The 26,843-nt window shown below is 62.3% G+C and carries 28 protein-coding genes; 13 read left to right on the top strand and 15 right to left on the bottom strand.

Going from position 1 to position 26,843, the window contains the following annotated elements:
• Nucleotides 1–55: 55 nt before the first annotated feature.
• The 5 genes from wrbA to RO069_RS10380 are packed head-to-tail and all read right to left on the bottom strand — an operon-like array spanning nt 56 to nt 3,816.
• Nucleotides 56–718, bottom strand: a complete 663-nt coding sequence (gene wrbA / locus RO069_RS10400) for an NAD(P)H:quinone oxidoreductase (protein ID WP_328187318.1) — start codon at nt 716–718, stop codon at nt 56–58.
• An 11-nt stretch (nt 719–729) separates the two neighbouring features.
• Nucleotides 730–1,200, bottom strand: a complete 471-nt coding sequence (locus RO069_RS10395; RefSeq protein ID WP_442915363.1) for a nucleoside deaminase — start codon at nt 1,198–1,200, stop codon at nt 730–732.
• A 48-nt stretch (nt 1,201–1,248) separates the two neighbouring features.
• Nucleotides 1,249–2,040: an ABC transporter permease gene (locus RO069_RS10390; RefSeq protein ID WP_328187315.1), complete on the bottom strand. Its 792-nt coding sequence runs from the start codon at nt 2,038–2,040 to the stop codon at nt 1,249–1,251.
• Nucleotides 2,021–2,809 carry an ABC transporter ATP-binding protein gene (locus RO069_RS10385; protein WP_328187314.1) on the bottom strand — a complete coding sequence of 263 codons (789 nt, stop codon included), beginning with the start codon at nt 2,807–2,809 and terminating at the stop codon, nt 2,021–2,023. The genes RO069_RS10390 and RO069_RS10385 overlap by 20 nt, the downstream gene beginning before the upstream one ends.
• 2 nt (nt 2,810–2,811) lie before the next feature.
• Complete coding sequence (locus RO069_RS10380) at nt 2,812–3,816, bottom strand: ABC transporter substrate-binding protein (protein WP_328187312.1); 1,005 nt, start codon at nt 3,814–3,816, stop codon at nt 2,812–2,814.
• A gap of 436 nt (nt 3,817–4,252) precedes the next feature.
• Here RO069_RS10380 and RO069_RS10375 point away from each other — a divergent pair, with 436 nt between their 5' ends.
• Together RO069_RS10375 and RO069_RS10370 are read left to right on the top strand one after the other, a co-directional pair.
• A complete protein-coding gene (locus tag RO069_RS10375; protein ID WP_328187310.1) occupies nt 4,253–5,218 on the top strand; it encodes an isopenicillin N synthase family dioxygenase in 966 nt (321 codons plus the stop codon).
• Complete coding sequence (locus RO069_RS10370) at nt 5,211–5,975, top strand: alpha/beta fold hydrolase (protein WP_328187308.1); 765 nt, start codon at nt 5,211–5,213, stop codon at nt 5,973–5,975. The genes RO069_RS10375 and RO069_RS10370 overlap by 8 nt, the downstream gene beginning before the upstream one ends.
• Nucleotides 5,976–6,035: 60 nt before the next feature.
• Here RO069_RS10370 and RO069_RS10365 read toward each other — a convergent pair whose 3' ends face one another.
• Nucleotides 6,036–7,022, bottom strand: a complete 987-nt coding sequence (locus tag RO069_RS10365) for an ABC transporter substrate-binding protein (RefSeq protein ID WP_328187306.1) — start codon at nt 7,020–7,022, stop codon at nt 6,036–6,038.
• 23 nt (nt 7,023–7,045) lie between these two features.
• Entirely contained in the window at nt 7,046–7,993 is a 948-nt protein-coding gene (locus RO069_RS10360) for an isopenicillin N synthase family dioxygenase (protein WP_328187304.1), read from the bottom strand.
• A gap of 243 nt (nt 7,994–8,236) precedes the next feature.
• Here RO069_RS10360 and RO069_RS10355 point away from each other — a divergent pair, with 243 nt between their 5' ends.
• Entirely contained in the window at nt 8,237–9,598 is a 1,362-nt protein-coding gene (locus RO069_RS10355; RefSeq protein WP_328187303.1) for an 8-oxoguanine deaminase, read from the top strand.
• Here RO069_RS10355 and rutF read toward each other — a convergent pair.
• The 6 genes from rutF to rutA are packed head-to-tail and all read right to left on the bottom strand — an operon-like array spanning nt 9,595 to nt 13,816.
• Entirely contained in the window at nt 9,595–10,122 is a 528-nt protein-coding gene (gene rutF, locus RO069_RS10350) for an NADH-dependent FMN reductase RutF (protein WP_328187301.1), read from the bottom strand. The two genes, RO069_RS10355 and rutF, sit on opposite strands and share 4 nt — an antisense overlap.
• 13 nt (nt 10,123–10,135) lie before the next feature.
• Nucleotides 10,136–10,726, bottom strand: coding sequence for a malonic semialdehyde reductase (locus tag RO069_RS10345; protein WP_328187300.1), 591 nt, complete (start codon nt 10,724–10,726; stop codon nt 10,136–10,138).
• The gene (gene rutD / locus RO069_RS10340) at nt 10,723–11,556 is read right to left on the bottom strand and encodes a pyrimidine utilization protein D (protein ID WP_328187298.1); all 834 of its coding nucleotides are present in this window, start codon (nt 11,554–11,556) and stop codon (nt 10,723–10,725) included. Before rutD ends, RO069_RS10345 begins: the two co-directional genes overlap by 4 nt.
• Nucleotides 11,553–11,942 (bottom strand): pyrimidine utilization protein C, encoded by a 390-nt coding sequence (gene rutC / locus RO069_RS10335; RefSeq protein WP_328187297.1) that lies wholly within the window; start codon nt 11,940–11,942, stop codon nt 11,553–11,555. The genes rutD and rutC overlap by 4 nt, the downstream gene beginning before the upstream one ends.
• A 15-nt stretch (nt 11,943–11,957) precedes the next feature.
• The gene (gene rutB / locus RO069_RS10330) at nt 11,958–12,728 is read right to left on the bottom strand and encodes a pyrimidine utilization protein B (protein ID WP_328187296.1); all 771 of its coding nucleotides are present in this window, start codon (nt 12,726–12,728) and stop codon (nt 11,958–11,960) included.
• Nucleotides 12,725–13,816, bottom strand: coding sequence for a pyrimidine utilization protein A (rutA, locus tag RO069_RS10325; RefSeq protein WP_328187294.1), 1,092 nt, complete (start codon nt 13,814–13,816; stop codon nt 12,725–12,727). Before rutA ends, rutB begins: the two co-directional genes overlap by 4 nt.
• A gap of 371 nt (nt 13,817–14,187) precedes the next feature.
• Here rutA and rutR point away from each other — a divergent pair, with 371 nt between their 5' ends.
• The 8 genes from rutR (at nt 14,188) to RO069_RS10285 (ending at nt 21,981) form a co-directional block, all read left to right on the top strand.
• Nucleotides 14,188–14,793 (top strand): HTH-type transcriptional regulator RutR, encoded by a 606-nt coding sequence (gene rutR / locus RO069_RS10320; protein WP_442915362.1) that lies wholly within the window; start codon nt 14,188–14,190, stop codon nt 14,791–14,793.
• Between the two features lie 311 nt (nt 14,794–15,104).
• On the top strand, nt 15,105–16,118 hold the full coding sequence (locus RO069_RS10315) for an isopenicillin N synthase family dioxygenase (protein WP_328187292.1): 1,014 nt from the start codon (nt 15,105–15,107) through the stop codon (nt 16,116–16,118).
• Nucleotide 16,119: 1 nt separating this feature from the next.
• On the top strand, nt 16,120–16,506 hold the full coding sequence (locus tag RO069_RS10310; protein ID WP_328187290.1) for a VOC family protein: 387 nt from the start codon (nt 16,120–16,122) through the stop codon (nt 16,504–16,506).
• Between the two features lie 32 nt (nt 16,507–16,538).
• Nucleotides 16,539–17,627 (top strand): BMP family ABC transporter substrate-binding protein, encoded by a 1,089-nt coding sequence (locus RO069_RS10305; RefSeq protein WP_328187288.1) that lies wholly within the window; start codon nt 16,539–16,541, stop codon nt 17,625–17,627.
• The gene (locus tag RO069_RS10300) at nt 17,624–19,144 is read left to right on the top strand and encodes an ABC transporter ATP-binding protein (protein ID WP_328187287.1); all 1,521 of its coding nucleotides are present in this window, start codon (nt 17,624–17,626) and stop codon (nt 19,142–19,144) included. The genes RO069_RS10305 and RO069_RS10300 overlap by 4 nt, the downstream gene beginning before the upstream one ends.
• A complete protein-coding gene (locus RO069_RS10295) occupies nt 19,137–20,228 on the top strand; it encodes an ABC transporter permease (protein WP_328187285.1) in 1,092 nt (363 codons plus the stop codon). The genes RO069_RS10300 and RO069_RS10295 overlap by 8 nt, the downstream gene beginning before the upstream one ends.
• 2 nt (nt 20,229–20,230) lie before the next feature.
• Complete coding sequence (locus tag RO069_RS10290; RefSeq protein WP_328187283.1) at nt 20,231–21,157, top strand: ABC transporter permease; 927 nt, start codon at nt 20,231–20,233, stop codon at nt 21,155–21,157.
• Between the two features lie 29 nt (nt 21,158–21,186).
• Complete coding sequence (locus RO069_RS10285) at nt 21,187–21,981, top strand: SDR family NAD(P)-dependent oxidoreductase (protein ID WP_328187282.1); 795 nt, start codon at nt 21,187–21,189, stop codon at nt 21,979–21,981.
• A gap of 168 nt (nt 21,982–22,149) precedes the next feature.
• Here RO069_RS10285 and RO069_RS10280 read toward each other — a convergent pair whose 3' ends face one another.
• Entirely contained in the window at nt 22,150–23,148 is a 999-nt protein-coding gene (locus RO069_RS10280) for a formamidase (RefSeq protein WP_328187281.1), read from the bottom strand.
• Nucleotides 23,149–23,217: 69 nt separating this feature from the next.
• Entirely contained in the window at nt 23,218–23,922 is a 705-nt protein-coding gene (locus RO069_RS10275) for a GntR family transcriptional regulator (RefSeq protein ID WP_328187280.1), read from the bottom strand.
• Between the two features lie 280 nt (nt 23,923–24,202).
• On the opposite strand from RO069_RS10275, the gene RO069_RS10270 reads away from it, so the two are divergent.
• Nucleotides 24,203–25,771, top strand: a complete 1,569-nt coding sequence (locus RO069_RS10270) for an ABC transporter ATP-binding protein (RefSeq protein WP_328187279.1) — start codon at nt 24,203–24,205, stop codon at nt 25,769–25,771.
• Nucleotides 25,768–26,826, top strand: coding sequence for an ABC transporter permease (locus RO069_RS10265; RefSeq protein WP_328187277.1), 1,059 nt, complete (start codon nt 25,768–25,770; stop codon nt 26,824–26,826). Before RO069_RS10270 ends, RO069_RS10265 begins: the two co-directional genes overlap by 4 nt.
• Nucleotides 26,827–26,843 lie beyond the last annotated feature (17 nt).

The raw sequence follows: 26,843 nt of genomic DNA, 5'->3' as shown, positions 1-26,843 counted from the left end.
AAAAAGCCGCCCGAAGGCGGCAATAAGGAAGACGCAACACTTGCATCTTCGTCCCTTAATCGGGAGCCTCAGCATAAGCGGCCAGCTCAACGGAGGCGGGTTCCGGCTCAATCTGGCGGGAGAGACGGGCCACCCTGGCACCAAGCGCCCGGGCAATCGCCAGTTCGTTGTCATCCACACCCCGGGCGCCATCAAATCCGGTGACCACGGAAGCCCCATAGGGCGAGCCACCCTTGGTGGTGCGCACCAGCTCCGGCACGCTGTGGGGCACCCCGGCCAGCACCATGCCGTGCTGCATGAACGGCAGCAGCAGGGACAGCAGGGTCATCTCGTTGCCGGAATGCATGCCCCCGGTGGAAGTGAAAGCGGCGCCCACCTTGCCGATCAGCGCTCCCTGTCGCCACAGCGGTGCGACTTCATCTATAAAGGCCCGCAGCGGCGTGCTCATCAGGCCATAGCGTGTGGGCGATCCCCAGACGATGCCCTGGGCCCAGGCCAGGTCGTCGGCGGTGGCCCTTGGCAGGTCACGGTATTCCGCCTGGGCGGCCACGAAGTCTTCCCGATCGGCGTCCACGCTGAATTCCGGCTCATGAATATCCACCCGACACAGGCGGACCTCGGCACCCTCTGACCCTGCGCCTTCGGCAATGGCCTTGGCCAACGCCAGGGTGGTGCCGTAACGGGAATCAACAACGACGGTGACGCGGCTTTCGTTCATGACAGGGGCCCTCAGTGCTTCTGGTTGCGCCAGAAGGTCTCGTGGACCTCGGCGGCCTCGTCCTCAAGTACCGGGCCGATCACCTCAACCTCACGCTGGCCGGAGGCGAACACCTCTCGGCAGGGCAGGTCCAGGGTCGGGTTCTCCGGATGGTTGCCGGTCATTTGCTTCAGGCGGTGCTCGCTGACGCCGTAGACCAGCCGCCCCAGCCCGGCCCAGTACGCGGCGCCGGCGCACATGCAGCAGGGCTCCGCCGATACATACATGGTGAAGGCGGCCATCTCTTCCGGTCGCCAGGTCTGGCTGGCGCGGGTCATCAGCACCCGCTCGGCGTGGCCGGTCATGTCCTGGTGTGGCAGGTAGGCATTGATCTGCTCCATCAGCACTTCCCCCTGGTCGTCCACCAGAATGGCGGCAAACGGATGGATGCCCTGGGCCGCGGCGCTGCTGGCCAGGTCCAGGGTCTTGCGGATGAACCGCAGGTCGGCTTTGCTTGGTTCCAATTCGGTAGTCCTCTTATAAAACGTGTCTCAACGGGCCTTGCGGGGCAGGCTCCAGGGGAAGAACAGCTGCTGGGTCCACTGCACGGACTTGAACAGCAGCAGGCTCACCACCGCCAGGAAAAACAGGCCGGCAAAGGCCTGGGGAATGCGGAAGAACGAGGTGGAGAACTGGATGAAGTAGCCAAGCCCCTCCTCGGCGGCCACGAACTCCGCCACCACGGCCCCGATAATGGCCAGGGTGATGGCCACCCGCAGGCCACTGAAGATGTGGGGAATGGCGTAGGGAATGCGGATCTGCCAGGTTTCCCGGCGTAGCGGCGCATCCAGCGAACGGCTCAACTCGACCAGTTCCTCCGGCGTCTCATTGATGCCCGTGGCGGTGGACACCACCAGCGGGAAGAACGTCAGCAGGCAGGTGATTAGCACCCGCGACGGATCGTCCGACCCCATCAGCACGATGATCAGCGGCGCCACCGCCACCACCGGCGTGGACTGGATCACCACCAGCAGCGGGTAGAGCGTGCGGCTCAGGAATTCCGAACGCATCATGGCAATGGCAATGGGGATAGCGACCAGTATGGACACCGCAAACCCCATCAGCGCCACCCTCAGGGTCGCCCAGAGGTGAGTGAACCAGCGGCTCATCTCCACCTTGAAGAAGGCATCGACAATGGCCGTTGGCGCCGGCAGCACGTATTCCGGTAACGAGAACACCTGGCATACCAGCTCCCACAACAGGATCAGCGCCAGGAAGAACAACCAGGGCGCGGCCATCAGAAGCGAGGCCCGCGTCCTGCCTTCAGGCAGCGTCAGGCTCATAGATATGCTTCCTCAGGCGTTCGGTGAGTTGCCCGAACCGTGGTTCGGAGATGGTATGGGCCGTCCTTGGTCGGGGGATATCCACATCCAGCACTTCAAGCACGGTGCCGGGTCGCTTGCTCATCACCAGCACCCGGTCCGCCAGCAGTACCGCCTCGGCGATGGAGTGGGTAATGAACAGCACGGTCTTGGGGTTCTCCTCCCAGATCTTCAGCAGGTCGAAGCCGATCTGCTCCCGGGTCATGGCGTCCAGGGCCGAGAAGGGCTCGTCCATCAGCAGGATATCCGGGTTCAGCAGCAGCGCCCGGACAATGCCGACCCGCTGCTGCATGCCACCGGACAACTCGTCCGGCATCTTGTTGGCAAAGCTTTCCAGGCCCGCCATCGCCAGCAGCTCGTCGGCGCGCTTCTCGTCATCCCGACCGTAACGGCCAAACTTGTGTTTGAGCGGGAACAGCACGTTCTTGCGCACCGTCAGCCAGGGCAGCAGGGTCGGCTTCTGGAACACGATGCCGACATCGTCCCGGGGCCCCGTGACCGGCATACCAAACACCGAGACCTCGCCCTCGGACGGTGTCAGCAGGCCGGAGATCATCCGCAACAGGGTCGACTTGCCGCAACCGGAGGGCCCCACCACCGCCACGAACTCGTGACGGCGGATGTCCAGGTCGATGCCGGTCACGGCCGGCGGCACCCCAGGAGTGGGATCGTACCGGTGCCCGACTCCGGAGAGCCGGACAAACGAACGATTGGTGGCGGGTTCCGTCATGCTTACAGGGCCTCAAGCAGAGTGCGGTCGATGATCGCTTCCGGATCCAGAACGTCCTTTTCCAGCTTTTCCGCCTGGGATACCCAGTCCCAGGTCAGCGCAACCCGGTCTTCGGTCAGGGCACCGAGGCCGTCCCGCTCGCTCACGTTGTTGACCACCAGCTCCATGGTGTCGCCGATCTGCGCGGTGGCCACGTCCACATCCACTTCCGGCACCATGCTGTTGAGGGCTTCCGCCGCCTGGCGCGGGTTGTCATGGGTGAACTTCAGGGACTTGTCGAAGGCCCGCATGAAGCGCTTGGCCACATCCGGGCGCTCGCTCAGGAACTTCTCGCTGGCCACCACGGAGGAGGAGTAGAGTTCAAGGCCAGCGTCGGACCAGGGCAACACCACCAGTTCGTTACCGGTGGCTTCAGCCTGATCGGCAAACAGGGCAATGTTGGTGACCCAGGCGATAATGGCGTCGGTGCCACCATTCATCAGCATGGGGCCCAATGCTCCCGGGTCCGCCTTGGTCAATTGGACCGCGTCTTCCGCCATGCCGTTCTCCTTCAGCACCAACGGCAGGAAGGCGTTGGACGAGGTGAACGGCGAGGTGGCGACTTTCTTGCCATCCATATCCGCCATCTCGCTGATGTCGTTCTTCTCCAGGGTGAAGAAGGCATGGGGCGCCTGGTTGAAGATGCTGTAGACGGCCTTCACCGGCAGGCTGTCATCCTGGGCCTTGGCCGCCATCAGGGCACCGATGTCGGCGCTGCCAATATCCGCCTGGCCAGTGGCGATCTTGGTGATCGCATCGGTGGAGCCACGACCGCTGGCGATGCTGACTTCCAGGCCTTCCTCCTCGAAGAAGCCTTCCTGGACACCCACATAGACCGGGGACTTGTCCCCACCCGGCAGCCAATCGAGCTGGTAGGTCACTTCGTCGGCGGCTAGTACCGACTGGGCCATGAGCCCGCCGGTCAATGAGGCCGCCAGCAGGAATGAACGTGTAAGACGCTTGTGCATGTGCTTTTCCCCTTTCATGGTTTATCGCCCGCCGAATTTTATTGATCATTCGGTCAGGTTTTATCAGGAGAAAGCAAACGACAGGCCAGCTTGGAAACGTCTGTTGCATAATTCCCGCCAGAACTGACGAACCGCCTGAAAAACGAGACCTTTCACCCTTCTACCCGCCTCCGGCCACAGGGCCACACCAGAAGCACTGAAACTCCAGCCCGGGCCAGGGCCTGTCGTTCAACCGGATCAGGCGCCCGAAACTAGTGCACAAAAACGCGACACGCCCTCATATGAGGCCGGTGTCCGGCGACGGTTCTGGTCGCAATCGCTCACAGGCCAACGGATTCCCGGCGTCGAGGTCCCGCCAGATCACAGTTCCCAATGGCACGCTTTATGAATTACTGACCACATGGACAATATTGCAGACAGAAAGTGGAGCCACACCATGAGCAAGAATTCCGGGGCGGGCGCCGCCCTGCCCGTCATCGACCTTTCCCTGCTGGCGGGAAACGAGGAACAGCGTCAGTCGCTGGCCCGATCCCTGAATAACGCCTGCCTGCATACCGGGTTCTTCTATATCTGTCGCCACGGTATTCCTGATGGCCTGATCGCCCGGGTCTTCCGGGAATCCCGGGCGCTCTTTGACCTGCCGGCAGAGGAGAAGGAGGCCATCAACAAGGCCCACTCAACGGCCAACCGGGGTTACGAACCGTTGAAGGGACAAACCCTGGAACCCGGCAGCCCGCCGGACCTCAAGGAAGGCTTCTATATTGGCGAGGAACTGGACGACTCGGATCCCCGGGTCCGGGCCGGACGCTTCAACCATGGCCCCAACCAGTGGCCTCCGGCATTGCCGACGTTTCGCGAGACCATGAGCGAGTATTTTGAGGCCATGAACGAGCTGAGCGACAGGATCATGCAGTCGCTGGCCCTGGCTCTGGACCTGCCACAGGACTTCTTCGACGATTTCTGCCAACAACCGCTCTCGACCCTGCGACTGCTGCATTACCCGCCGCAACCGCCGAACCCTCAACCCGGCGAGAAAGGCTGCGGCGCCCACACGGATTTCGGCGGTGTCACCATCCTGCTGCTGGACAACAACCCCGGGCTTCAAGTGTGGGATGCCGCCAACGACCGCTGGATCAATGCCGACCCGGTTCCCGGCACCTTCGTGGTCAACCTGGGGGACATGATTGCCCGCTGGACCAACGACCGTTACCGCTCCACGCTGCACCGGGTGGTCAACACGTCGGGGGCGGAGCGCTACTCGGTGCCCTTCTTCTACAGCGGTAACCCGGACCATGAAGTCGCTTGCCTGCCCTCCTGCCTGGCAGACGGCGACCAGCCCCATTACCCGCCCACCACCGTGGAAGCGCACCTGATGGAGATGTACCGGAGGACCTATGCCTGAAACAAAGGTGACGGCGGTGTTGATCCACGGGGCCTGGGCCGGCGGCTGGGTGTGGGACACCATTACGCCACTCCTGGAAGCCCGGGGGTTCCGGGTTCTGGCGCCGGATCTTCCCGGTTGCGGTGCGCGGCTCGGTGATCCTGCACAGGCCTCGCTGACCGCATGTGTCGACGACCTTGAACAACAGCTCAGTGCCATCACCGGGCCGCTGTTGCTGGTGGGGCATTCCGGCGGTGGTGCCGTGGCCACCCAACTGGCTGAGGCGGTCAGCGAGCGAGTCGTTGGTATCGCCTACCTGGCGGGCATGATGCTGCCATCAGGTACTGGTTTCGGTGAGCTCGTCGCCGAGATGGTCGATGCCTACCCGGAAGCGTCCGGTATCGGCCCATATCTCGAATGGGAGGCCGGAGGTCAGGTCTCACGGGTGCCGGCTCATGCCATTCGCGAGATTTTCCTGCAGGATGTCAGCGATGCGACAGCAAACCAGGCCATTCCCCGTTTTGGCCCCCAGGCCGAAGGCAGCCGCGCCCTGGTGCCGCACTGGACACCGGAGCGGTTCGGGCAGATTCCACGCCTGTATGTGGAAGCCCGCCAGGACCGCTCGGTGGTGCTGCCGGTGCAGCGCCAAATGCAGCAGTTGGTGCCCGGCGCACAAGCAGTATCACTGGATACCGGCCATGTGCCGCAAGTGGCAGCGCCGGAGGCGGTCGCCAATGCCCTGGCGGAATTTGTGTCGGTAAACAGCTCACCAACCTGATCCAGCCAACGGGAACGAAAAGGGCGGCAAACGCCGCCCTTTCTGGTCACGACTGAGTGTTCAGTCAGCGTGCACGGCTTCCACAAAGCTCAGATCAAAGGCCCTCTCCCAGTCCAGGTCCTCCGGCAGGGTATCGGCGGCCACCATGTCCTCAAAGAAGGCCTGCCAGCGCTCACGGGTCATCATGCCGTACTGGCCACCTTCGGCCGCACCGGACAGCAGGATACCTTCCTCCTGCATCTTCGCGTGGCTGTAGGCCAGCAGTTCATCCTGCATTTCCGGGTTGTCTTCCTTGATCAGGGCGTTGGCCGGTGCCGGATCCTTGAAGTAGGCTTCCCAGCCCTTGGCGGTTGCTTCCACCATCTTGCGCACCACCTCCGGATTCTCATCCACCATCTCGGCGGTGGTATCCAGGGTCGCGGAATAGGCTTCCCAGCCATAGTCCGCCAGCAGCAGGCTCTTGCCCTCTACGCCAGCCTGCTCCAGGAAGAAGCCGTCGTTGGTGACATAGCCCTGCTGGATGGTCTGTTCGTCCCGGATAAACGGCGCGAAGCTGTAGTCATAGGCCTGGAGCTGGTCGTCGGTATAGCCATACTCGGTCTTCAGCCAGGGCCAGTAGGCAACACGACCGGCGGTGGGTACCCGCATCGGCTTGCCCTTCAGATCCTCCAGGGAGTCGTTGCCGACACCGGTGTGAACCACCAGCGACTGGGGGTCTTTCTGGAAGAAGGCCGCCACGGTTACCAGCGGGATGTCCTGATTGACGGAATTGAAGGACTGCAGGGCATAGCCCATGATGAAATCCACGGAGCCGCCCATCAGCAACTGCACGTTGTTCACCTGGGGGCCACCCATCTTGATGGTGACATCCAGGCCGTAGTCCTCATAGATGCCCATGGCCTTGGCGGCGTAGAAACCGCCGTGCTCCGCCTGGGCGTACCAGGTGGTGGCCACGGTCACCGGCGTCAGTTCCTCCGCCTGGGCGAAGCCGGATAGGGCGCCGAGGGACAGGGTGATGCCGGCGGCCAGTGTCTTTAACGTTTTCATGGTTACTTCCTCATTCAGGGGATTCAGGTTCCGTAGGTATTGGTCAGCTTTTCGTGGAGATGCTGGCCCGCGGTAATCGGGCCATAGAGGGGCGGATTCTCCGCCGTCGCGCAGGAATCGATGCAGGCAATCTCCGCGTCCTTGTTGGGGTGACAGAAGAAAGCAATGGAATAGCGGTCCCGGTGGCGATGCTCCGGCGCCACATTGACCCGGTGGGGCGTGGAGCAGAACACGTGGTTGGTCCAGCGGTGCATCAGGTCACCGGTGTTGACCACCACGGTACCGGGAATAGGCGTTGCGCGGATCCATTCCCCGGCGCGGGTGCGCACCTCCAGGCCACCCACCTCGTCCTGGAACAGCAGGGTAATACTGCCGTAGTCGGTATGCGCACCAGCCCGGCTCTCGCCGTCATGGGGCTCGAAACCTTCCGGCAACGGTGGATAGTGGAGCAGCCTCAGGGTGTGGTGATGCCGGTTGTGGGCGTCCACGAAGAAATCCGACGGTTGCTCAAGCGCCAGGGCAAAGGCCTCCAGAACCCGGTCCGCGGTGCGAATGCATTCGTCCAGGAAATCCGTCATCACTGACTCGAACCGTGGATGACCAGCGGGCCAGAGGTTCCTGTGGACATCCCGGGGCTGTTCCGGCGCCAGGTTGAACGCCTCCTTCAGATCACCCGGGCGGGACGGATCCAGCCGTTCGCGTTTGATGCCCACATAGCCCCGATTGCTTTCCGCACTCTGCCAGGCCACCTGGTTCTTCTCGTCCTCGGGTAGCGCAAAGAAGTCCTTCGATGCCGCAAAGGCCTCCGTCAGTCGGTCTGCGGGCATGCCGCAATTGGCCAGGTAAAAGAACCCCCAGTCGCGGCTCGCCTGCCGCATCTGATCCGCCACCGCCTGCTGGTCCACCTGTGAGCCGTCGAGGAAGGGCCCGAAATCAATCACGGGTATCCCCTCCTGTGCCTGGTCCGCCATATTCTCCCCCGTTGCTTTTCCAGAATTTGTTAGCCAACTGGTCAGGATATCTGCAACGGATGTGCCACTTCCTGTATCGCTATAGAACGCCTGTTTATAGACCATGAAAGCAGAACCCTTGCTTCATGCAGGTGCACGGCGCCACTTTTATGACCATAAAGTCAGCCTTTCCACGAAACAGTGAAGGCACTACTCTTGCATGCGGTAAACGCTCCAATGTCCTGCAATGAGAAGACGACAGCAATGACACAAACGCTGCTACTGAAGAACGCCCGGGTCATCGCCACCATGGACGACGACCAGAGTGAGATCGACAACGGCTATATCCTGATCCGCGGCAACCGCATTGAGGCGATCGGCGCCATGGCCGAGTGCCCGGACGAAGCCGACCGCACCATCGACCTGGAAGGCCACGTGGTGATTCCGGGGCTGATCAACACCCACCACCACATGTTCCAGTCCCTGACCCGGGCGCTGCCCGCCGCCCAGAATGGCGAGCTGTTCGACTGGCTCAGCGCCCTGTTTCCGGTGTGGCGCAACATCACCCCGGCCATGCAGCGGGCCGCCAGCCGCACCGCCATGGCGGAGCTGATGCTGTCCGGCTGCACCACGGCGGCGGACCACGCCTACCTGCACGTCAACGGCATCACCCTGGATGACAGCGTGCAGGCGGCCACCGAGATGGGCATTCGCTTCCATGGCGCCCGGGGTGCCATGAGCCTGGGCCAGAGCCAGGGCGGGCTGCCGCCGGATGAGCTGGTGGAAACAGACGAAAGCGCGATCCTCAAGGACATGCAGCGGGTGGTGGAAGCCCACCACGACCACCGCCCAGACGCCATGGTGCGTGTCGCCCTGGCGCCCTGCTCGCCCTTTACCGTAACCACCGACCTGATGCGCGAAGCCGCCACCATGGCCCGGTCCCTGAAGGTGGGCCTGCACACCCACACGGCGGAAAACTGGAAGGATGTGGCCTTCAGCAAGGAACGCTATGGCATGACCCCCACGGAGTTCACCGAGGATGTGGGCTGGGTGGGCGACGATGTCTGGCACGCCCACTGCGTCCACCTGGACGAGCCGGGCATTGCTCTGTTCGCCCGCACCGGCACCGGCGTTGCCCATTGCCCCTGCTCCAACATGCGACTGGCCTCCGGCATCGCGCCGGTGAGGAAAATGCTGGATGCCGGGGTCAAGGTGGGCCTGGGGGTGGATGGCAGTGCCTCCAACGACACCGGCAACCTGCTGGACGAGGCCCGGCTGGCGATGCTGTCGGCGCGGGTGCGGGAACAGAATCCCGGTGACATGACCGCCCGGGAAGCCCTGCGTATGGCCACCCGGGGAGGTGCTGAAGTACTCGGGCGCGGTGATGCCCTGGGCCGCATCCAGCCAGGCTACTGCGCGGACATCGTCGCTTTCCGCACCGACGACATCGCCATGGCCGGCGGCCAGAGCGATCCGCTGGCCTCGCTGGTGTTCTGCACGCCGCCCCGGGTGGACTGGAGCATCATCAACGGTCGCGTGGTGATCGAGGAAGGACAACTGCTGACCCGGTCACTGCCCCATATTATTGAGGAGCAGAACCGGATGGCGGCGAGTCTGGCAGGCTAACGGGCTTTGAGATGATGGTAGCCCCGATCAAAGTAGACAAGGCTGCCCGAGTCCTCCCGCTGACGGACGCCGGCCACCTCGCAGAACAGGATGTCATGGGTACCGACGTTGACCCGTTTGCTGATGGTACAGTCGAAACTGACCAGGGCATCTTCAAGCAATGGCGCCCCGGTCACCGACTGTTCCCAGGTGGCGGCCGCAAAGCGTTCCTCCATGGAACTCCTGCCGCCAAACAGGTTTGACAGATCAGACTGGGTATCCGTCAGCGTGTTCACGCACAGAGCATCGTTGCGACTGAAGACATCGTAAACCGACGCACCGCGATTCAGGCACACCAGCAGGGTCGGGGGCTCATCGCAGACACTGCAGACAGCGGTGGCGGTAAAGCCTGCCCGTCCACCGGGGCCATCCGTCGTCACCACATTGACCGCCGCCGCCAGGGTCGACATGGCATCCCGGAAACTCTGCTTGTCCACCCGCGGCGGCATGGTCAGTACCTCACTTATTGAGTGCTGTGCTTTCATGGTGCTCTCCTTCTCAGGCCAGGCGACAGGCGTCATCAAACTCCAGACGCGGCAGCCGGCCATAGAGTTTGTCAGTGTCCCCGTAGCCGAGGTTGATCAACAGGTTGACCTTCCAGGTGGTGCCTTCAAAAAAGGCCTCGTTAACCCTGTTCGGGTCAAACCCCGACATGGGTCCCGTGTCCATGCCCAGCGAGCGGGCGGCCATTATCAGGTAAGCCGCCTGCATGGAACTGTTGCGGAAGGCCGTTTCATAGGCCATTTCCGGACTGCTGGTGAACCAGCTGCGGGCATCACCGTGGGGAAACAGGTCCGGCAGCTTTTCATAGAACTGCTCGTCGTAGGCCACAATCACCGTGACCGGCGCGCTCATGGTCTTGTCCCGGTTGCCGCTGGACAGGCACGGCTCCAGAGCCGCCTTGCCCTCGGCGGTGCGAACGAAGACAAGGCGGGCCGGGCCGCAGTTGGCGGACGTGGGGCCCATTTTTACCAGATCGTAGAGCTGGCGAAGGTCGTCATCATCAATTGGCCGGTCCTGCCAGCCGTTGTGGGTGCGGGCCCTGGTAAACAACTGACCGAGGGCCCGGTCATCCAGTATCTGGCTCATAGAGCCTCCTGTGTCTTGAACGAATGCGCGGGCAGTCGATGCCGCTGGAGATGGGCCAGCAGCAGGGCATTCACCCGTTCCGGTTCGGTTACATTGACGGCGTGACCACCAACGGGCAGCAGTCTCACACTGGCATTGGGCAGGCGCTGCGCCAGCTCCTGGGAACAGCTCCAGGGCACCAGGGCATCGTCGCGACTGCCCAGTACCATGGCGTCGGTTCGGACCTTTGCCAGGTCAACCGCCTTGGGCTGCCAGGCCTGAAGGGCGGCCATCCGACGCAACAGGTTGTCCCGCGACGGGAAACTGGCCAGCGCATGGGCGGACTCCTGTTCCAGCCACTCACTGTTCTCCGCGATCCACACCGGCGGATACAGGAACAGGGGCTGGGCTTCCAGATAAGCCGCCGGCCCCGCTTCATCAAGCAGGGTCCGCCGCACCGAGAAACACCGACGGGTATGGGCATTGGGTGACGCCCAGGCATTGATCAGGAACAGGCTGCCAACCCGTTCCGGCGCCCGTCGCGCCAGCTCGATACCGATCAGGCCACCGAGGGCATGGCCCACCAGATGTACCCGCCCGGCGTCTGCCGTGGTCAGCATCGCTTCCAGCTCATCGGCCATATCGGCCACGGTGTAATACTCGGGTATCTCGCCACCGCTGCGCCCGGTGCCGAAATGGTCGTACACCAGCACCCGATATCGCTCCCTCAACGCCGGCAACTGGGGTGCCCAGTAGTGTCCCGAGCCTCCCAGGCCGGCACTGAGCACCACGGTCTCGCCATCGGCGGGCCCCTGGCTTTCCCAGTAAAGGGTCGGTGCGCTGGAGCTCATCCCTTCCCCACATGCGCAATACTGGCGATTTCCACCAGGGCGTCCGGCTTCACCAGACCACACTGGATGCAGTAGCGGGCCGGCTTTTCGCCGGGAAAGTACTCGGCGTAGACCTTGTTGACCGCCCCATAGTGGGCCCAGTCGGTGACCATGATCATGTTGAAGGTGACATCGTCCATGGTACCGCCAGCGGTTTCGACAACGCCCTTGATGGTCTCCAGCACATGGCGGGTCTGGGCCTCGGGGTCGCCCACATGGACCACGTTGTTGTCCTTGTCGAACGGCAGGGTGCCGGCAACATAGACAATGCCATCAGCCATGGAGCCAGGTACGTAGGGGGCCAGCGGCTTGCCGCTGCCTTCTGGAATAATGGAAGTCTTGGGCATGATGAACTCCTTGGATTATGCAGTAGTCGTTGGGGATGGTTGGCTTTCAGCGGCGTTACCCGCCTGTGAGAAGGTGCGGCAGAAGTCCTCGGTGGAGGACACCCAGCCGAAGAAGGTCTCGATGTTGTAGAGCGCCGCCTGCTGGATGTAGTCCGGTCCGGCCTGGTGGGTGGCATCCGCCAGCACGACACCGAAATACTCCAGGAAGAAGCCATCCCTCAGGGTGGATTCCACGCAGACATTGGTGGCAATACCGGTGAACACCAGGTTGCGGATACCCCGGCTGCGCAGGATGCTGTCGAATGGCGTGTTGAAGAAGCCGCTGTAGCGTGGTTTGGGAATAACAATGTCACCGTCCCGGGGCTGCAGCTCATCCACCAGGTCATAGTCCCAGGTGCCCTTGGCCAGCAGGCTGCCGCTCAGCTCCGGCTCCCGCCGCATGGTTTTCAGGGCGTTGGACTTGTACCAGTTGGGAGATCCCGGGCCGCCGGCTTCCACATACTCCGGATCCCAGCCATTCTGGAAGAAGATCACCGGCATACCCGCGGCACGGGCCGTGGCGACAGCCCTCTGGATCTGTCGGATCACCGGTCCGGTGGCGGATACATCAAAACCGGCCCGGTCGAGGTAGCCGCCAATGGTGGAATAGGCGTTCTGCATGTCCACGACCACCAGAGCGGTTTCGCTGGCCCGCAGGTGCAGTGACTCCGGCTTGCCGGCCAGTTCCAGTAACGGCTCCGCACCGGTATTCAGGGCATAGCCGGACTGTTCCGTTGCGATACTCATAGCGCCGGCTCCAACTGCTCATTCACATGGGCACGGCTCTTCATCAGCGGCTGGATATGCTGGCCGAAGTCTTCCACACCCTTAACGAAGTCATCGAAGGTCAGCATGACACCACTGGTGCCTTCCACCGTGGCCACTTCATCCAGCATGCGGGCAACGGTTTCGTAGGAGCCCACCAGGGTGCCCATGTTGATATTCACCGCCGAGGTGGGATCCGCCATCTGGCGAACGTTGGTATCGGACTTGGAGGTCTTGTCCGCGGCGCCCTGCTCGCCCAGCCAGGCGATGGCTTCTTCGTCAACGCCTTCCTTGTACCACTCCCAGCGTTCGCGGGCTTCTTCATCGGTTTCAGCCGCAATAATCATGAACAGCGCCACGGAACTGACGTCCCGACCACTGTTCTCGGTGGCCTTGACCAGACGTTCCACGGTGGGCGCAAAGGCGGTCGGGGTATTCACGCCCTTGCCGAAGCAGAAGTTGTAGTCGGCGTATTTGGCCGTGAAGGCCATGCCGGCCTCGCTCTGACCCGCGCAGATCACCTTCATGTCGGCCTTGGGAACGGGGCTGACCCGGCAATCGTCCATCTGGAAATGCTCGCCCTTGAAGTCGCTGCGGCCGGTGGCCCACAGCTCCCGCAGTACCTGCGCGTACTCGCCCAGATACTCATAGCGGGTTCCGAAGAACTCATCTCCCGGCCAGAGCCCCATCTGGGAGTACTCGGGCTTCTGCCAGCCAGTCACCAGGTTGATGCCGAAACGGCCATCGGAGATGGAGTCGATGGTGGAGGCCATCCGCGCGACGATCGCCGGTGGCACCGTCAGGGTGGCAGCAGTGGCGAACAACTGGATCTTGCTGGTGACGGCCGCCAGGCCGGCCATCAGCGTGAACGACTCCAGGTTGTGCTCCCAGAATTCGGTCTCACCGCCGAAGCCCCGCAGCTTGATCATCGACAGGGCGAAATCGAAACCGTAACTCTCGGCTTTCTGGGTGATTTCCTTGTTCAGCTCAAAGGTGGGCATGTACTGGGGCGCATTGCGCGAGATCAACCAGCCGTTGTTGCCAATGGGTATGAAGATTCCGACGTTCATCTGTTTCCCCTCGGGTTGCCAATAGGAAGGTGGACTCAAAGATCCTGCCCACCGATGTCAACGAGTCGGCTGCATAATATTGACCAGAATCATTTTTTATTTTTATTTTCATGATCTTGACTAATTCATTCTGATTTTTTCAGACCATTTGGTCCGAATTAGAGCACTTGGTTTGTGCGGTACGTGCTTTTTTGGGGCAGATCAGGGCATCGCCACGGATAGCTTTCCAGCGGACGTTCCGGTGCTAGAATGGGCCGGCCATTTTCCCAGCGGAGGATTCAGTGAGCGCCATCAGACGAGGCAAGGAGCCTGCAAAGGCCAGCAAGCGAAAGCGCCAGCGTGTCCCCACGGCGGCGTCGCTGAACCGGCGGATGCGCCACACCGAAAGGAAGAGGAGTGCGATACTGGAGGCCGCCCTGGCCACCTTTTCCCAGTACGGCCTGCACGGCGCGAGCATCGACCAGATCGCGAGCCGGGCCGATGTCTCCAAGACCAACCTGTTCTACTACTTCAGCAACAAGGAAGAGCTGTACACCAGTGTGCTGAGTTACCTGCTGGACCTGTGGCTTCAACCGTTGATGGCCTTTACCGAAGACCAGGATCCCATTGACGCGATCAGGGACTATATAAGGGTGAAGCTGGAGTTCTCGCGGGATCATCCGGCGGAATCCAGGCTGTTCTGCATGGAAGTGATGCAAGGGGCGCCGTTACTGCTCAATCAGCTGCAGCAGCCTCTCCATGACCTGGTGGAAAACAAGGTTACCGTGATCCGTGCCTGGATCGACCAGGGCAAACTGGCCCCTATTGAGCCCTACCACCTGATCTTTTCCCTTTGGGCGACCACCCAGCATTACGCCGACTTTCGGGTACAGGTTGAGGCCGTGGCCGGCAAAACACTGGATGATCCCGATTTTTTCCAGGAAACACTGACCAGCCTGGAAAAGCTTGTCCTTGATGGCTTGAGGCCTCGCAACTGACGCCAGTCAACTGAAGCCGACACCACCTCCGGGAGCATCACGCTCCCGGACGGGTGCCCAGGCCATCCCCGTAATTCTGTTCCCTCCACCCGAAGCCCGCCCTCAATTTGTGCCCATCTTCAAACCATACGCTCTAAGTTGGACCATTTGATCCACATCAGAAAACCATGAATTCGTAACGTGTTGTTTTAGAAGGATCAACCGAAGTGGCACATTTGCTGCTTTGCCCTCCGTCAAGCGAGATAGGTCCCTATTCGGCTACTGCCTGACCGGACTCTCGCAATAACCGACCTGTCACGAGGGCATGCGCCATGAAGCTGCAACATGTACCAACCATTGATCTCGGGCCCTATTTCGAGGGCTCTGCCGAAGGTAAACAACAGGTGGCCGAAGCGGTTGACCGGGCCTGCCAGGACATCGGTTTCCTGGTCATCACCAACCACGGCATCCCCAAAGAGCTGGTGGAGCGCGTCTACAACCTCAGCCGGCAATTCTTCGATCAGCCCATGGCGGAAAAACGCAAGGCCGACCGCCCGAGGCCGGACATGGTCCGTGGTTACAGTGCCGTTGCCGAAGAGAGCCTGTCCTACTCCCTGGAAGAGGCCGCCCCCGGTGACCTGAAAGAGTCTTTCTCCATCGGCCCGGTCGGCGTACCGGACGACGACTATCACCTGGGGCCCGCAGCCGGCCCGCATTTCGCCCCCAATGTGTGGCCGGAAACCGTTGACGGCTTCCGCGACGCCTACTGCGACTATTTCGAGGCCATGAGCGATCTGGCCCGCTCGCTGATGCGCATCTTCGCCCTGGCCCTGAAACTGGACGAGCATTTCTTCGACGACAAGATCGACAAGGAAATCAGCATGCTGAGGACCCTCAGCTACCCCAACATGGGCACCAATATCGAAGAGGGACAGATGCGGGCCGGCGCCCACAGCGACTACGGCAGCCTCACCATCGTCAAGCCGGACGATTCCCCCGGCGGGCTGCAGGTACGCAACCAGAACGGCGACTGGGTGGATGTGCCCTACGTTGAAAACGGCTTTGTGGTGAATATCGGCGACCTGATGATGCGCTGGACCAATGACCAGTGGATCTCCACCCTGCACCGGGTGGTTAACCCACCGCTGGACGCCAGCGCCACCCACCCGCGCCAGTCGATCGTCTTTTTCCACCAGCCCAATTACGACGCCATCATCGAGTGCCTGCCCAGCTGCCTGAAAGACGGCGAGGGTCCGCTCTACCCGGCGGTGAGCTCCGGCGACCACCTGAAGTCCAAGTTCGTCAAACAGACCACCTTCGGCGGCAACAAGCAGGAGGTGGCCTGATATGAGCACCCTGTCCTACGTCAACGTTTTCGCCAAGGACATCGAAGCCCTCAGTGGTTTCTACCGGGACCTGTTCGGGTTCCGGGAGATCCCGGAGATCCACTCCCCCATCTTCCGGGGCCTGGATACCGGCCGTTCCTGCATCGGCTTCAACGCCCTGGACGCCTATGAACTGCTCAAGCTGGAGGATCACGCCGATACCAAAGGCTGCAAGTTCCTGCTCAATATCGACGTTGACAGCAAAGAGGAAGTGGACCGCTTTGTGCCCGACGCCGTAGCCGCCGGTGCCATCCTCATCAAGGAGCCCTATACCACCTATTACAACTGGTACCAGGCCGTGCTCCTGGATCCCGAAGGCAATGTATTCCGCATCAATCGCATGATGTAAATCGCCCCACCCAACCAAAGGAAGTATCCATAATGAGAAACCTCGTACTCAGTGCCTGTCTCGCGCTGGCCAGCTTCTTTGGCCTGGCAAACACCGCGGCCGCCGAGGGCCTTACGCTCGACGGGCCACCCAAAGTGGCCATGCTGTATATCTCACCCACCAACGATGGCGGCTGGACCCAGGCCTTTGAAGAAGCCCGCCAGCGCCTGGAGGACAAGCTGGACATCAAGATCCAGTATGTGGAGAGCGTGCCCGAATCCGCCTCCGCGATTCGACCGGCCGTTGAGCGCTTCATCCAGCGCGGCGCCAACATCATCATCGGCACTGCTTTCGGTTACTCCGATACCTTCAAGTCGCTGTCCGAAGAGTACCCGGACGTGGCCTTCCTGAACGGTTCCGGCACCACCAATGGCCCCAACCTGCTGTCGTTCTATGGCCGCACTTATGAAAGCCAGTATCTCTGTGGCATGGCCGCCGGCGCCGCCTCGGAAACCGGCAAACTCGGTTTCGTCGCCGCCAACCCGTTCGGCCAGGTGAACTGGACGATCAATGCCTACGCCATGGGGGCCCGTGAGATCGACCCCGATGCCACCGTTACCGTGGTCTACACCGGGGCCTGGAACGATCCCACCAAGGAGCGCTCAGCCACCAAGGCCCTGATTGACCAGGGCGCCGACGTGATCGGCCAGCACGTGGATACCCCCACCCCGCAGCTGGTCGCCCAGGAAAACGGCGTTTATGGCACCGGTCATCACCGGGATTTCCGTGAGTTTGCACCGGAAGCCACCGTCTGCTCATCCGTCTGGGTCTGGGACCGTTTCCTGAAAACCGAGCTGGAGAAAATCATTGCCGGCAACTGGGTACCCCGGGAAAACGGCGCCCTGTTGTCCATGGAAGAGGGCGGCACCGACATCGCCTGCTGTGGCCCGAACATCAGTGACGACGAGGAAGCCCGGATCATGGCGGCCCGTGAAAAACTCATGAACGGTGAGCTGGACATCTACGCCGGCCCCCTCAGTGACCAGGACGGCAATGTGAAAGCGGCCGAAGGTGAGAGCATCCCGGATGGCGAACTCTGGCAAATGGATTGGTTCGTTGACGGAGTGATCACACAGCAATGAGTCAACAGAACGCGATCCAGCTGAATGGCGTCAGCAAGACCTTCGATGGTTTCAGGGCCCTCGCTGATGCTGAATTCACCGCCAAATGGGGAGAAGTCCATGCCCTGCTGGGGGAAAACGGAGCCGGAAAGTCGTCCCTGATGAACATCGTGGCCGGCCTCTATGGCCCCGAAGGCGGATCGCTGTTCATTGATGACAACCCGGTCAAGCTCCGTGGCCCCAAGGAGGCCGCGAAACTCGGCATCGGCATGGTGCACCAGCATTTCAAGCTGGTGACACCCTTCACCGTGGCCGAGAACATCCTCCTCAACCTGGGCCATATCCAGACCAGCGGGCTTTACCGGGAGCGCCTGCGCCGGGTGTCTGATGACATCCGTGCCATGGCCGACCGCATCGGGTTCAATATCGACCCCGATGCCCCCATTCATCAGCTCTCCATCGCTGAACAGCAGCGGGTGGAGATTCTCAAGGTCCTGCTGGCAGGTGCCAAGGTGCTGATCCTCGATGAGCCCACCGCCGTGCTGACCGAAGAGGAAGCCGAGCGCCTGCTGACCACCGTCCAGGGGTTTGCCCGGGAGGGCGCCGCCGTCATCCTGGTCACCCACAAGATGAACGACGTGTTGCGTTATGCCGACCAGGTCACCATTATGCGCGGCGGCCGCACCGTCACCAGCCTCAGGCCGGATTCGGTATCGGTGGACGAACTGGTCCGCCTGACGGTAGGCGAATCCACCACCAACGCCGACCAGCCCAGTGCCGAACGGACACCCGGCGAGCCCTACCTTCGGGTCAGTGGCCTGACCAGCACCGACGGTCGCCGGGCCCTCAATGGGCTGGACCTGACCCTGAACCGGGGCGAGATCTATGGCATCGCCGGTGTCGGCGGCAACGGCCAGAGCGAACTGGCCAATGCCCTGATGGGCATACCGGAACCGGTACAGGGCGAGATGGAAATCATCGGCGAAGGCGACCTTGCCGATCTGGACGCGGCGCGGCGCCGTGCCCTGGGAATCGCCTCGATTCCTGCCGACCGCTACGGTTCGGCTCTGGCGGGCCCGCTCTCCATCGCCGACAACTTTGCCCTCGGCGATATCCACTCCGGCCGCTACGGCCCCTTCTGGTACCTGAAAAAAAGCACCATCGAGGCGGACGCCGCTGAAGCGGTTGACCAGTTCGATGTCCAGGGCGTGCGCTCACTCAAGCAGAAGGCCGCCCTGCTGTCCGGCGGTAATGCCCAGAAACTGGTGATCGCCCGGGAGTTCAGCCGCCCGCCCCGACTGGTGCTCGCCCACAGCCCCAGCCGGGGCCTGGATGTCAAAGCCACCGAGGCTATCCGGGAACGTCTGCGGGCCGCCCGGGACGATGGCGCTGCCGTCCTGCTGATCAGCGAGGACCTGGACGAAGTCATGGCCATGGCCGACCGGATCGGGGTCATGTCCGCCGGCCGCATCGTGGCCGAATTTTCCCAGCCGGCCGACCGTCAGGCCATTGGACAAGCCATGGTGAATCATGTCTGAACTTGCATTACGACGCCCCCTGATGAACCGCCGGTACACCCTGGAGGTGCGCCAGCAGATGGCCTGGCCCTGGCAGGCGATGATCCTGACCGTCTCGCTGGTCCTGGGCCTGCTGATCTCCGGCGCCATCCTGGTGTGGGCCGGCGTGCCTGCCGGCGAACTGTTGAACGAATTTGTGTTCCTGACCCTGTTTGACGCCCAGAGCCTGAAGGCGGTTCTGTTTCAGGCATCACCACTCATTATGGTGGGCCTGGCCGGCTGCCTGGCATTCCGCGCCAAGTTCTGGAACCTGGGCCTGGAAGGCCAGATGATCTTCGGTGCCATCGGCGCCACCGCCATCACAATGTGGGAAATTGGCAGCCCCGCCATGCGCCTGCCGCTGATGATCATCGCCGCCATGGCCTGCGGCCTGCTGTGGTCGGTGGCTCCGGTGCTGCTGCGACTGAAACTGCAGGTGAACGAGATCGTCTCGACACTGATGCTGAACTACATCGCCATCAACTTCCTGCTGCACCTGATGTACGGCGCCTGGAAGGATCCCAAGGATGCGTTCCCCTATTCCCCGAAGTACGAGAGCTTTGAGCTACTGCCTGACCTGGCCAATGGCCTGAGCCTGTCGATCCCCATCGCTATCGGCACCGCCCTGCTGGTGCTGTGGTTTGTGAGCATCTCCCGTGGCGGCCTGTATCTGCGCTTTGTGGACAAGAGCCCCCAGGTGGCACGGTCGGTGGGCGTACCGGTGGCACGCACCATCCTGCTGGCGGTGTTGTTCTCCGGCGCCCTGGCAGGCCTGGCCGGGCTGATGGTGGCCGCCGGTCAGGAAGGCCGGCTGACCCACTCCTTCTACGTGGGCTACGGGTTCTCCGGCATCCTGATCGCGTTCCTGGCTCGCAACAACCCCATTGCCGCCACCTGCGCCGCGCTACTCATCGCCACCCTGTTTGTGGCCGGACGCAGCCTGCAGGTGTTCTACCAGATCCCGTTCGCCATGGTGCAGTTGATCCAGGCGGTACTGGTGATCTGCGTGGCCTCCTCCGACTTCTTTATCCGTCACCGCATTCGCCGCGTACAGGCGGGAGACTGACCATGGACCTGATTACAAGCTGGATCGGCAACATCCCCGAATTCGCCGTGCCCTTCGCCCTTGCTGCCCTGGGGTTGATCATCACCGAGAAATCCGGCGTCCTCGCCCTCGGGGCCGAGGGTCTGATGCTGGTCGGTGCCGTCGCCGGCATTGGTGCCTACCTGACGTTTGAGCAGAACGCCGTGGCGTTGATCATGGCCATGGTGGCCGCCAGCGTGGTGTCCCTGCTATTTGCGCTGATGGTGCTGGTGATGCGCATCAACCAGGTCATCTCCGGCCTGGTGCTGGTGTTCTTCTGCCAGGGCCTGAGCACCCTCTTCGGTACCCTGATGGGGTGGACCAACCAGCCGGTTCCGGGACTGGACTCCATTGCCCTGTGGCCATTATCCGAGCTGCCGTATGTCGGGCGTTTCTTCGTACAGAATATCGTCGTCTATCTGACGCCGGCGATTTTCCTGGTCACCGTGTGGGCCCTGTATCGGTCGACGCCGGGGCTGCGGCTGCGGGCGGTGGGGGAGAACCCCCAGGCGTCGGATGCAGCGGGCATCCCCGTGCTGGGCTACCGTCTTGCCGCCATCGTGGTGGGCGCCGCCCTGATTGGCCTGGCCGGGGCCTTTATCTCGGTACTCAGCACCAAACTGTGGATTGCCAATATGACCGGCGGTCGCGGCTGGATTGCGGTCGCCCTGGTGATCTTCGCCCGCTGGTCGCCGTGGAAGGCACTGGCCGGCGCCATACTGTTCGGCTGCATTGAAGCGCTGATCCCCCAGCTGGCGGCCTCCGGCATCAAGCTGTCCCAGTACTTCGTGTTCATGGCGCCCTACGCCATCACCCTGGGCGTGATGATCTGGGTAGCGGCCAGCAAGAGGGACACCAGCAGTCAGCCGGGTGCCCTGGGCACCCCCTTTATCCGTGAAGAACGCACCTGACGCCCCAAACAGGATTCCTGGAGAATACGTTGAAAAAGACTCTGTTTATTACCGGTGCCACTTCAGGCTTTGGCGCCGCCACTGCCCGTCTATTCGCCCGCGACGGCTGGTCCGTCGTGATCAGCGGACGGCGGGACAAACGTCTGCAGGCCCTCAGGGACGAACTCAGTTTCCTGGTTCCCGTGCACACAATGACGCTGGATATTCAGGACTCGGATGCCGTCAGAAAGGCCGTCGACGCACTACCGCAGAACTTCCGGAATATACACACACTGGTGAACAACGCCGGACTCGCCCTGGCACCCGATGCCATGCAACGGGTGGCGTTATCCGACCTGCACACCATGATCAACACCAATATCACCGGCCTGGTGAACGTCACCCATGCCCTGCTGCCCCACCTGATTCGGACCGGAGCCGGCGCCACTATTATCAATATGGGCTCCACCGCCGGTGAATGGCCCTACCCCGGCAGCCACGTCTATGGCGCCACCAAGGCCTTCGTCAAACAGTTTTCCTACAATCTGCGCAGCGACCTCCAGGGCACCGGTGTGCGGGTGACGGACCTGGCCCCCGGCATCGCCGAAACCGAATTCTCGGTGGTCCGCAATGGTGGTGACCGGTCAGCCGCCGAGGCCGTCTATGAGGGCACGGTGCCCCTCACCGCATGGGACGTGGCCGAGCAGATTGCCCATATCGCCAACCTGCCGGATCACATCAACATCAACCGGGTGGAAATGGTACCGGTCAGGCAGGCCTGGGGGCCTTACGCCATCCACCGTGACGCCACTCAACCGTCCCCCGTGCCAACACAGGAAGCCTGAACCATGCCGAAACTGAACCGGCACTGACCACGTTTGCCTACGAATTTGGTGAGGTTGTGACCACGGAAAAGATACTGCAAAGACTGCAAAGGCAGGACTGATAGCGTAAATCAGCCTCCGGGCACATCAGCTATGGGCCGGGCATTGCCCCGGCCCTGGCTCGCGCCGTTACCGATCAGATGTGTACTCCCGCACCGGTGGCTCGAAACCGAAGTCCCGGCCATCCACCACCGTCACGTCATTGTCCCAGGGCAACTGGTACTCCCCCTTCACCATGTCCTGCATGAAGGTATACGGGCAATCCCCGGCTCCGCCCTTCACCGCCACATATCCCCGGTGACCCAACTGGTAGATGTTGTTTTCGACACCCCAGTGGATACGGGCCTCGTCCACCAGGTCGGGGCGCACTTCCGCGGTAATGATCTCATCCGCAAAGCCGCTGCCTTCCACCATGGGCTGGCCATCGAAGTTGACCACCATGCCCTCGCCCATGGAGTTGAAGGTACCGTCGCTACCGGCCAGGCAGACATTGGCGGTGACCATCAGGTTGCAGAAGGCATTGGCCTGGTTGGTGATCTTCCAGGCATGGCGGATGGGCGGGGTGTAACCGGCCGTGCGCAGCATGATGTTGGCCCCCTTGTAGGCGCACTCCCGGGCCACTTCCGGGAACATGCCGTCGTGACAGATGGCCAGCGCAAGGCGGCTGCCATTGGGGCCGTCGCACACCGGAATACCCAGGTTGCCTGGCTCCCAGGGTTCCACCGGCACCCACGGATGCAACTTGCGATAGAACAGGCGCACCTCACCGGTATTGTCGATGATTACCCCCGTGTTGTATGGATTGCCTCCGGGGTTGTGCTCCATGATGGAAAAGCAGCCCCAGATATCATGCTCACGACAGGCCTGGCGGAACGCGGCCATTTCCGGGCCATCGCGGTCACACATAATGGCCGGATCAATGTTCATGGACAGGCCATGCAGGCAGTACTCGGGAAACACCACCAGGTCCATTACCGGGGACTGTCGGCGGGCTTTACCGACCAGGTCACACACACGTGCAGTCTGGGCCTGCAACTGTTCTGGCGTTGCCACGTCTGGCAGCTGCAACTGCACCAGTCCGATCACCACCCCATTCGGGGACTTGTTCAAACCACCTAATCCGCTCATTCCGCTTCCACTCCTGTTTCGATAGGACAATGTCGGAAGCGGATGAGCAGGAAGCATGCCAGGCGACCGTCAGCCGGCGCTGGACTCAGTCTCCATGGCCCGCTCACGCCGGCGCATTTCCAGCTGGGCCAGGGTCACCTCACGGCTCTTGGCCTGGCTCTCATGGATATGGGCACGCAGCATGGCGGTGGCACCATCCAGGTCGTTGGCCAGGATGCGCTGGCAGATCTCGTGATGCTCCCGATAGGTCTTCATCACGCTGTCCCGGTCCGGCAGCCCCAGGCGGCGCACGATGCGGATATGGTTGTTGACGTCCCGCAGGTACTGGACCAGCACCGGGTTGCCACAGAGCCCGGCCAGCCGGATATGGAACGACTCTTCCGCATCCTTGAACTGCTCCGAGCCCTCCACGCCGTACCCCAGCCGCTCGGGGTCCCAGTCCTCCGCCAACTGTGCCACCTCCCGGTACGGAATGCGCTGCCCCATCAGGGCAATACCCTCAAGCTCCAGACCAACCCTGACATCGTAGTACTCCGCCAGCTCAAACACGTCGAGCTGGCGGATGTAGCAGCCATGCTTGGGCCGGATGGTGAGGTAGCCCTCCACCGCCAGCCGTTGCAGTGCCTCCCGCACCGGTGTCCGGCTCACCCCGAAGCGCTGCGCCAGCTCGGTTTCGGTGACCCGGCTGCCGGGATACAGCTCAAGATTCATGATGCCCTGGCGCAGGTCCTGGTAGATGCGGTCAGTGGTCCATTTCCTGGGTGATTCGGTCATGATTCGTTCCCTGCGGCTCTGTTGCATACATCATTCATCAAGAAACCCCGGATTTCAATCACTCTGATAACTCCCGGGCCCGCCTACTGCGCACCACGGGGATGCAAACGCGGGATTCCCGCACCATAAAAGGTCGCCATAAACAGCGTCACTGCTCGTTTATTACGCAAGGAACAGGATGAACGCCGTCATCAACCCCGGCCCCACGAGCCTCAGGAGCAGATGGCACGAACCATGCAATGTTGTATACAACAAATAATCCAACTCAAGGCTTGCTCGCATGGAGATCCAGCTCTACAACATCACCAAGCGGTTCGGGGAGGTTACCGCCAACGATGGTATCTCCCTGGATATACGCCAGGGTGAAGTCATCGCCCTGCTCGGCGAAAACGGCGCCGGCAAGAGCACCCTGATGAAGATGCTGTTCGGACTCTACCCACCAGACGAAGGCAGCATCCTCATCAATGGCCGGGAAACCAGCATCGACTCCCCCCAGAAGGCCATGTCGCTGGGCATCGGCATGGTGTTCCAGCAGTTCAACCTGGTACCGGCCCTGTCAGTGCTGGACAACCTGTTGCTGGCCTACCCCAGGCCGCCGTTCTGGACCTTCCGTCGCCTGTTTGGCGAAGGCGCATCACAACAGAAGGTACTCGCTTATCTGGAGGAGCTCGCTCCGGGCCTGGATCCCGATACCCTGGTGCGGGACCTGTCCGTCGGACAGCGTCAACTGCTGGAACTGGTCAAGGTACTGAACCTGGACGCCAGGGTGCTGATCCTGGATGAGCCCACCTCAGTACTGCCGCCCCAGGAAGCGGAACGCCTCTGGGGGCTGATCCGCAAACTGGCCGAGGCCGGCCGCAGAGTGGTGCTGATTACCCACAAGATGCAGGACGTCATGGCCTGTGCCCATCGCGTGGTTGTAATGCGGGCCGGCCAGATGGTACAGACCCTGGCCAGGGAGGCGTGCAGCGAGGCCTCACTGGTCAGCCTGATGATGGGTGACAGCAGCCAGCGCTCCGACATTGATACCGATACCCGGTCGGACTTTGCGGGCAAGCCGCCCCGGATCAGCATCCGCAACCTGCATGCCCGCCACGGCGTCCAGTCAGTCGAGGACATCAACCTCGATATCGGCCCGGGCGAGATCCTCGGCATTGCCGGGGTTTCCGGCAACGGCCAGCACCTGCTGGCCGACTCACTGGTGGGCCTGACGCCCTTGAGCCAGGGCGAGGTCATTATCGACGGCACCAGTCTTCATGCGGCCGGTCGCGCGCCCCGGACCTCAGACCGGGTGGCCTACATTCCCGAGCAGCCGGCGGTCAATGCGGTGGCCAGCGACCTGTCACTGACCACCAACGTCGCCCTCTCCCACTTCCGCCAGCTTCGCTTCTTTCCCGCCTGGGAACCGGTGGAAGAGAACACCCGGGACATCATCCGCCGTTACCAGGTCCGCCCCGACAATCCGGCCCTGCAGGCCGGCCAGCTGTCGGGCGGTAATCTGCAGAAACTCGTGGTGGGCCGTGAACTCCAGGGCCAGCCGGACCTGATCGTGGCCGCCTACCCCACCATGGGACTGGACGCCGGTGCCGCCCATGACATCTACCAGGCCCTGTTCGCCAAGGCCCGTGACGGGGCTGCCGTGCTGTGGATTTCCGAAGACCTGGACGACCTGATGTCCTATGCCCACCGCATTGCGGTTCTGCAGGGCGGCCGGGTGTCCGGCATGTTCGACCCGCAGCAATGCGACCGGCTGGATATCGGTCGTGCCATGACCGGTGAACAGCCATCCGCTACAGAAGTCCCTCCGGCACAGACACCCGCTGAATCCCAGGCGAGGACCGCATCATGACAACGATTACCCAACCTTTCGTCAGGTTCGGACTGCGCCTGCTGGGTGGCCCGACCGGCGCCGTTCTGGTCATGACAGCCACCTTTGTGGTGGCGGCGCTGGCCTTCTTTGCCATCAATGGCCGGGAATCGATACCTCTGTTCCAGGAAATGGTCATGGGGGCCTTTGGTGACAGCTATTCATTCAGCGAGACCCTGGTCAAGACCGCCCCCATCCTGCTGACCGCACTGGCGGTGGCACTGCCGGCCCGCCTGGGCCTGATCAGCGTGGGTGGTGAGGGACAGCTCTACCTCGGCGCCCTGTTCGGCACCGGTGCCGTGCTGGCGGCGGTGGATCAGCCCGGCTGGCTGCTGATGCCCCTGATGCTGGCCGGGGCCATGGCGGGTGGGGCCCTGTGGGGCGTGATCCCCGGGCTCCTCAAGACCCGCCTCGGGGTGAACGAAACCATCTCCACCCTGTTGCTCAACTACGTGGGGGTGTTGCTGGTCAGCTTCGTGGTCCACGGTCCCTGGAAGAACCCCAACTCCCTGGGCTGGCCCGCCACCATTGAATTCCCGGAAGGCGCCATCCTGCCCCAGTTCTTTGATACCCGGGTCCATATGGGCCTGGTGTTCGGTGTGGTCGCCGCCATCGTGTTGCACATCCTGGTCACCCGCAGCCGCTGGGGCCTGGGTCTTCAGGTCAGCCGCAGCAATCCGAGGGTGGGCGCCACTGCCGGCATCTCCTACGAACGTAACGTGCTGATCGTCATGGCTGTCGGCGGACTACTGGCCGGGCTCGCCGGCATCGCGGAAGCCTCGGTGATCCAGAACCGCCTGCAGGACGGCCTCGCCAGCGGCTACGGCATGACCGGCTTCCTGGTGGCCTGGCTCGCCGGCCAGCACTTCCTGCGCATCATCCCGCTGTCGGTGCTGATGGGCGGCCTGCTGGCGTCGGCGGACTCGCTGCAGCTGTATGCCCAGCTCCCCAAGGCCAGTGCCGACATCCTGCAGGCGCTGCTGTTCATCATCGTGCTGGCGGTGGCCAGCCTGTGGGCCAGGCGCCGCGAGGCCTGATCGCACCGTCGCCTGAA

This window comes from Marinobacter sp. OP 3.4, from assembly GCF_036224885.1.
GTDB lineage: Bacteria > Pseudomonadota > Gammaproteobacteria > Pseudomonadales > Oleiphilaceae > Marinobacter.
The sequence above is the reverse complement of the archived record's forward strand: the minus strand, read 5'-3'. Positions and strand labels throughout refer to the sequence as shown.

Coding starts and splice junctions, on each gene's coding strand:
- RO069_RS10390 (WP_328187315.1), bottom strand. CDS start 2,040: ATGAGCCTGACGCTGCCTGAAGGCAGGACGCGGGCCTCGCTTCTGATG.
- RO069_RS10305 (WP_328187288.1), top strand. CDS start 16,539: ATGAGAAACCTCGTACTCAGTGCCTGTCTCGCGCTGGCCAGCTTCTTT.
- RO069_RS10355 (WP_328187303.1), top strand. CDS start 8,237: ATGACACAAACGCTGCTACTGAAGAACGCCCGGGTCATCGCCACCATG.
- RO069_RS10270 (WP_328187279.1), top strand. CDS start 24,203: ATGGAGATCCAGCTCTACAACATCACCAAGCGGTTCGGGGAGGTTACC.
- rutR (WP_442915362.1), top strand. CDS start 14,188: ATGCGCCACACCGAAAGGAAGAGGAGTGCGATACTGGAGGCCGCCCTG.
- RO069_RS10385 (WP_328187314.1), bottom strand. CDS start 2,809: ATGACGGAACCCGCCACCAATCGTTCGTTTGTCCGGCTCTCCGGAGTC.
- RO069_RS10275 (WP_328187280.1), bottom strand. CDS start 23,922: ATGACCGAATCACCCAGGAAATGGACCACTGACCGCATCTACCAGGAC.
- RO069_RS10345 (WP_328187300.1), bottom strand. CDS start 10,726: ATGAGCCAGATACTGGATGACCGGGCCCTCGGTCAGTTGTTTACCAGG.
- RO069_RS10295 (WP_328187285.1), top strand. CDS start 19,137: ATGTCTGAACTTGCATTACGACGCCCCCTGATGAACCGCCGGTACACC.
- rutB (WP_328187296.1), bottom strand. CDS start 12,728: ATGAGTATCGCAACGGAACAGTCCGGCTATGCCCTGAATACCGGTGCG.
- RO069_RS10370 (WP_328187308.1), top strand. CDS start 5,211: ATGCCTGAAACAAAGGTGACGGCGGTGTTGATCCACGGGGCCTGGGCC.
- rutD (WP_328187298.1), bottom strand. CDS start 11,556: ATGAGCTCCAGCGCACCGACCCTTTACTGGGAAAGCCAGGGGCCCGCC.
- RO069_RS10310 (WP_328187290.1), top strand. CDS start 16,120: ATGAGCACCCTGTCCTACGTCAACGTTTTCGCCAAGGACATCGAAGCC.
- wrbA (WP_328187318.1), bottom strand. CDS start 718: ATGAACGAAAGCCGCGTCACCGTCGTTGTTGATTCCCGTTACGGCACC.
- RO069_RS10280 (WP_328187281.1), bottom strand. CDS start 23,148: ATGAGCGGATTAGGTGGTTTGAACAAGTCCCCGAATGGGGTGGTGATC.
- rutF (WP_328187301.1), bottom strand. CDS start 10,122: ATGAAAGCACAGCACTCAATAAGTGAGGTACTGACCATGCCGCCGCGG.
- rutA (WP_328187294.1), bottom strand. CDS start 13,816: ATGAACGTCGGAATCTTCATACCCATTGGCAACAACGGCTGGTTGATC.
- RO069_RS10380 (WP_328187312.1), bottom strand. CDS start 3,816: ATGCACAAGCGTCTTACACGTTCATTCCTGCTGGCGGCCTCATTGACC.
- RO069_RS10365 (WP_328187306.1), bottom strand. CDS start 7,022: ATGAAAACGTTAAAGACACTGGCCGCCGGCATCACCCTGTCCCTCGGC.
- RO069_RS10375 (WP_328187310.1), top strand. CDS start 4,253: ATGAGCAAGAATTCCGGGGCGGGCGCCGCCCTGCCCGTCATCGACCTT.
- RO069_RS10300 (WP_328187287.1), top strand. CDS start 17,624: ATGAGTCAACAGAACGCGATCCAGCTGAATGGCGTCAGCAAGACCTTC.
- RO069_RS10315 (WP_328187292.1), top strand. CDS start 15,105: ATGAAGCTGCAACATGTACCAACCATTGATCTCGGGCCCTATTTCGAG.
- RO069_RS10290 (WP_328187283.1), top strand. CDS start 20,231: ATGGACCTGATTACAAGCTGGATCGGCAACATCCCCGAATTCGCCGTG.
- rutC (WP_328187297.1), bottom strand. CDS start 11,942: ATGCCCAAGACTTCCATTATTCCAGAAGGCAGCGGCAAGCCGCTGGCC.
- RO069_RS10360 (WP_328187304.1), bottom strand. CDS start 7,993: ATGGCGGACCAGGCACAGGAGGGGATACCCGTGATTGATTTCGGGCCC.
- RO069_RS10265 (WP_328187277.1), top strand. CDS start 25,768: ATGACAACGATTACCCAACCTTTCGTCAGGTTCGGACTGCGCCTGCTG.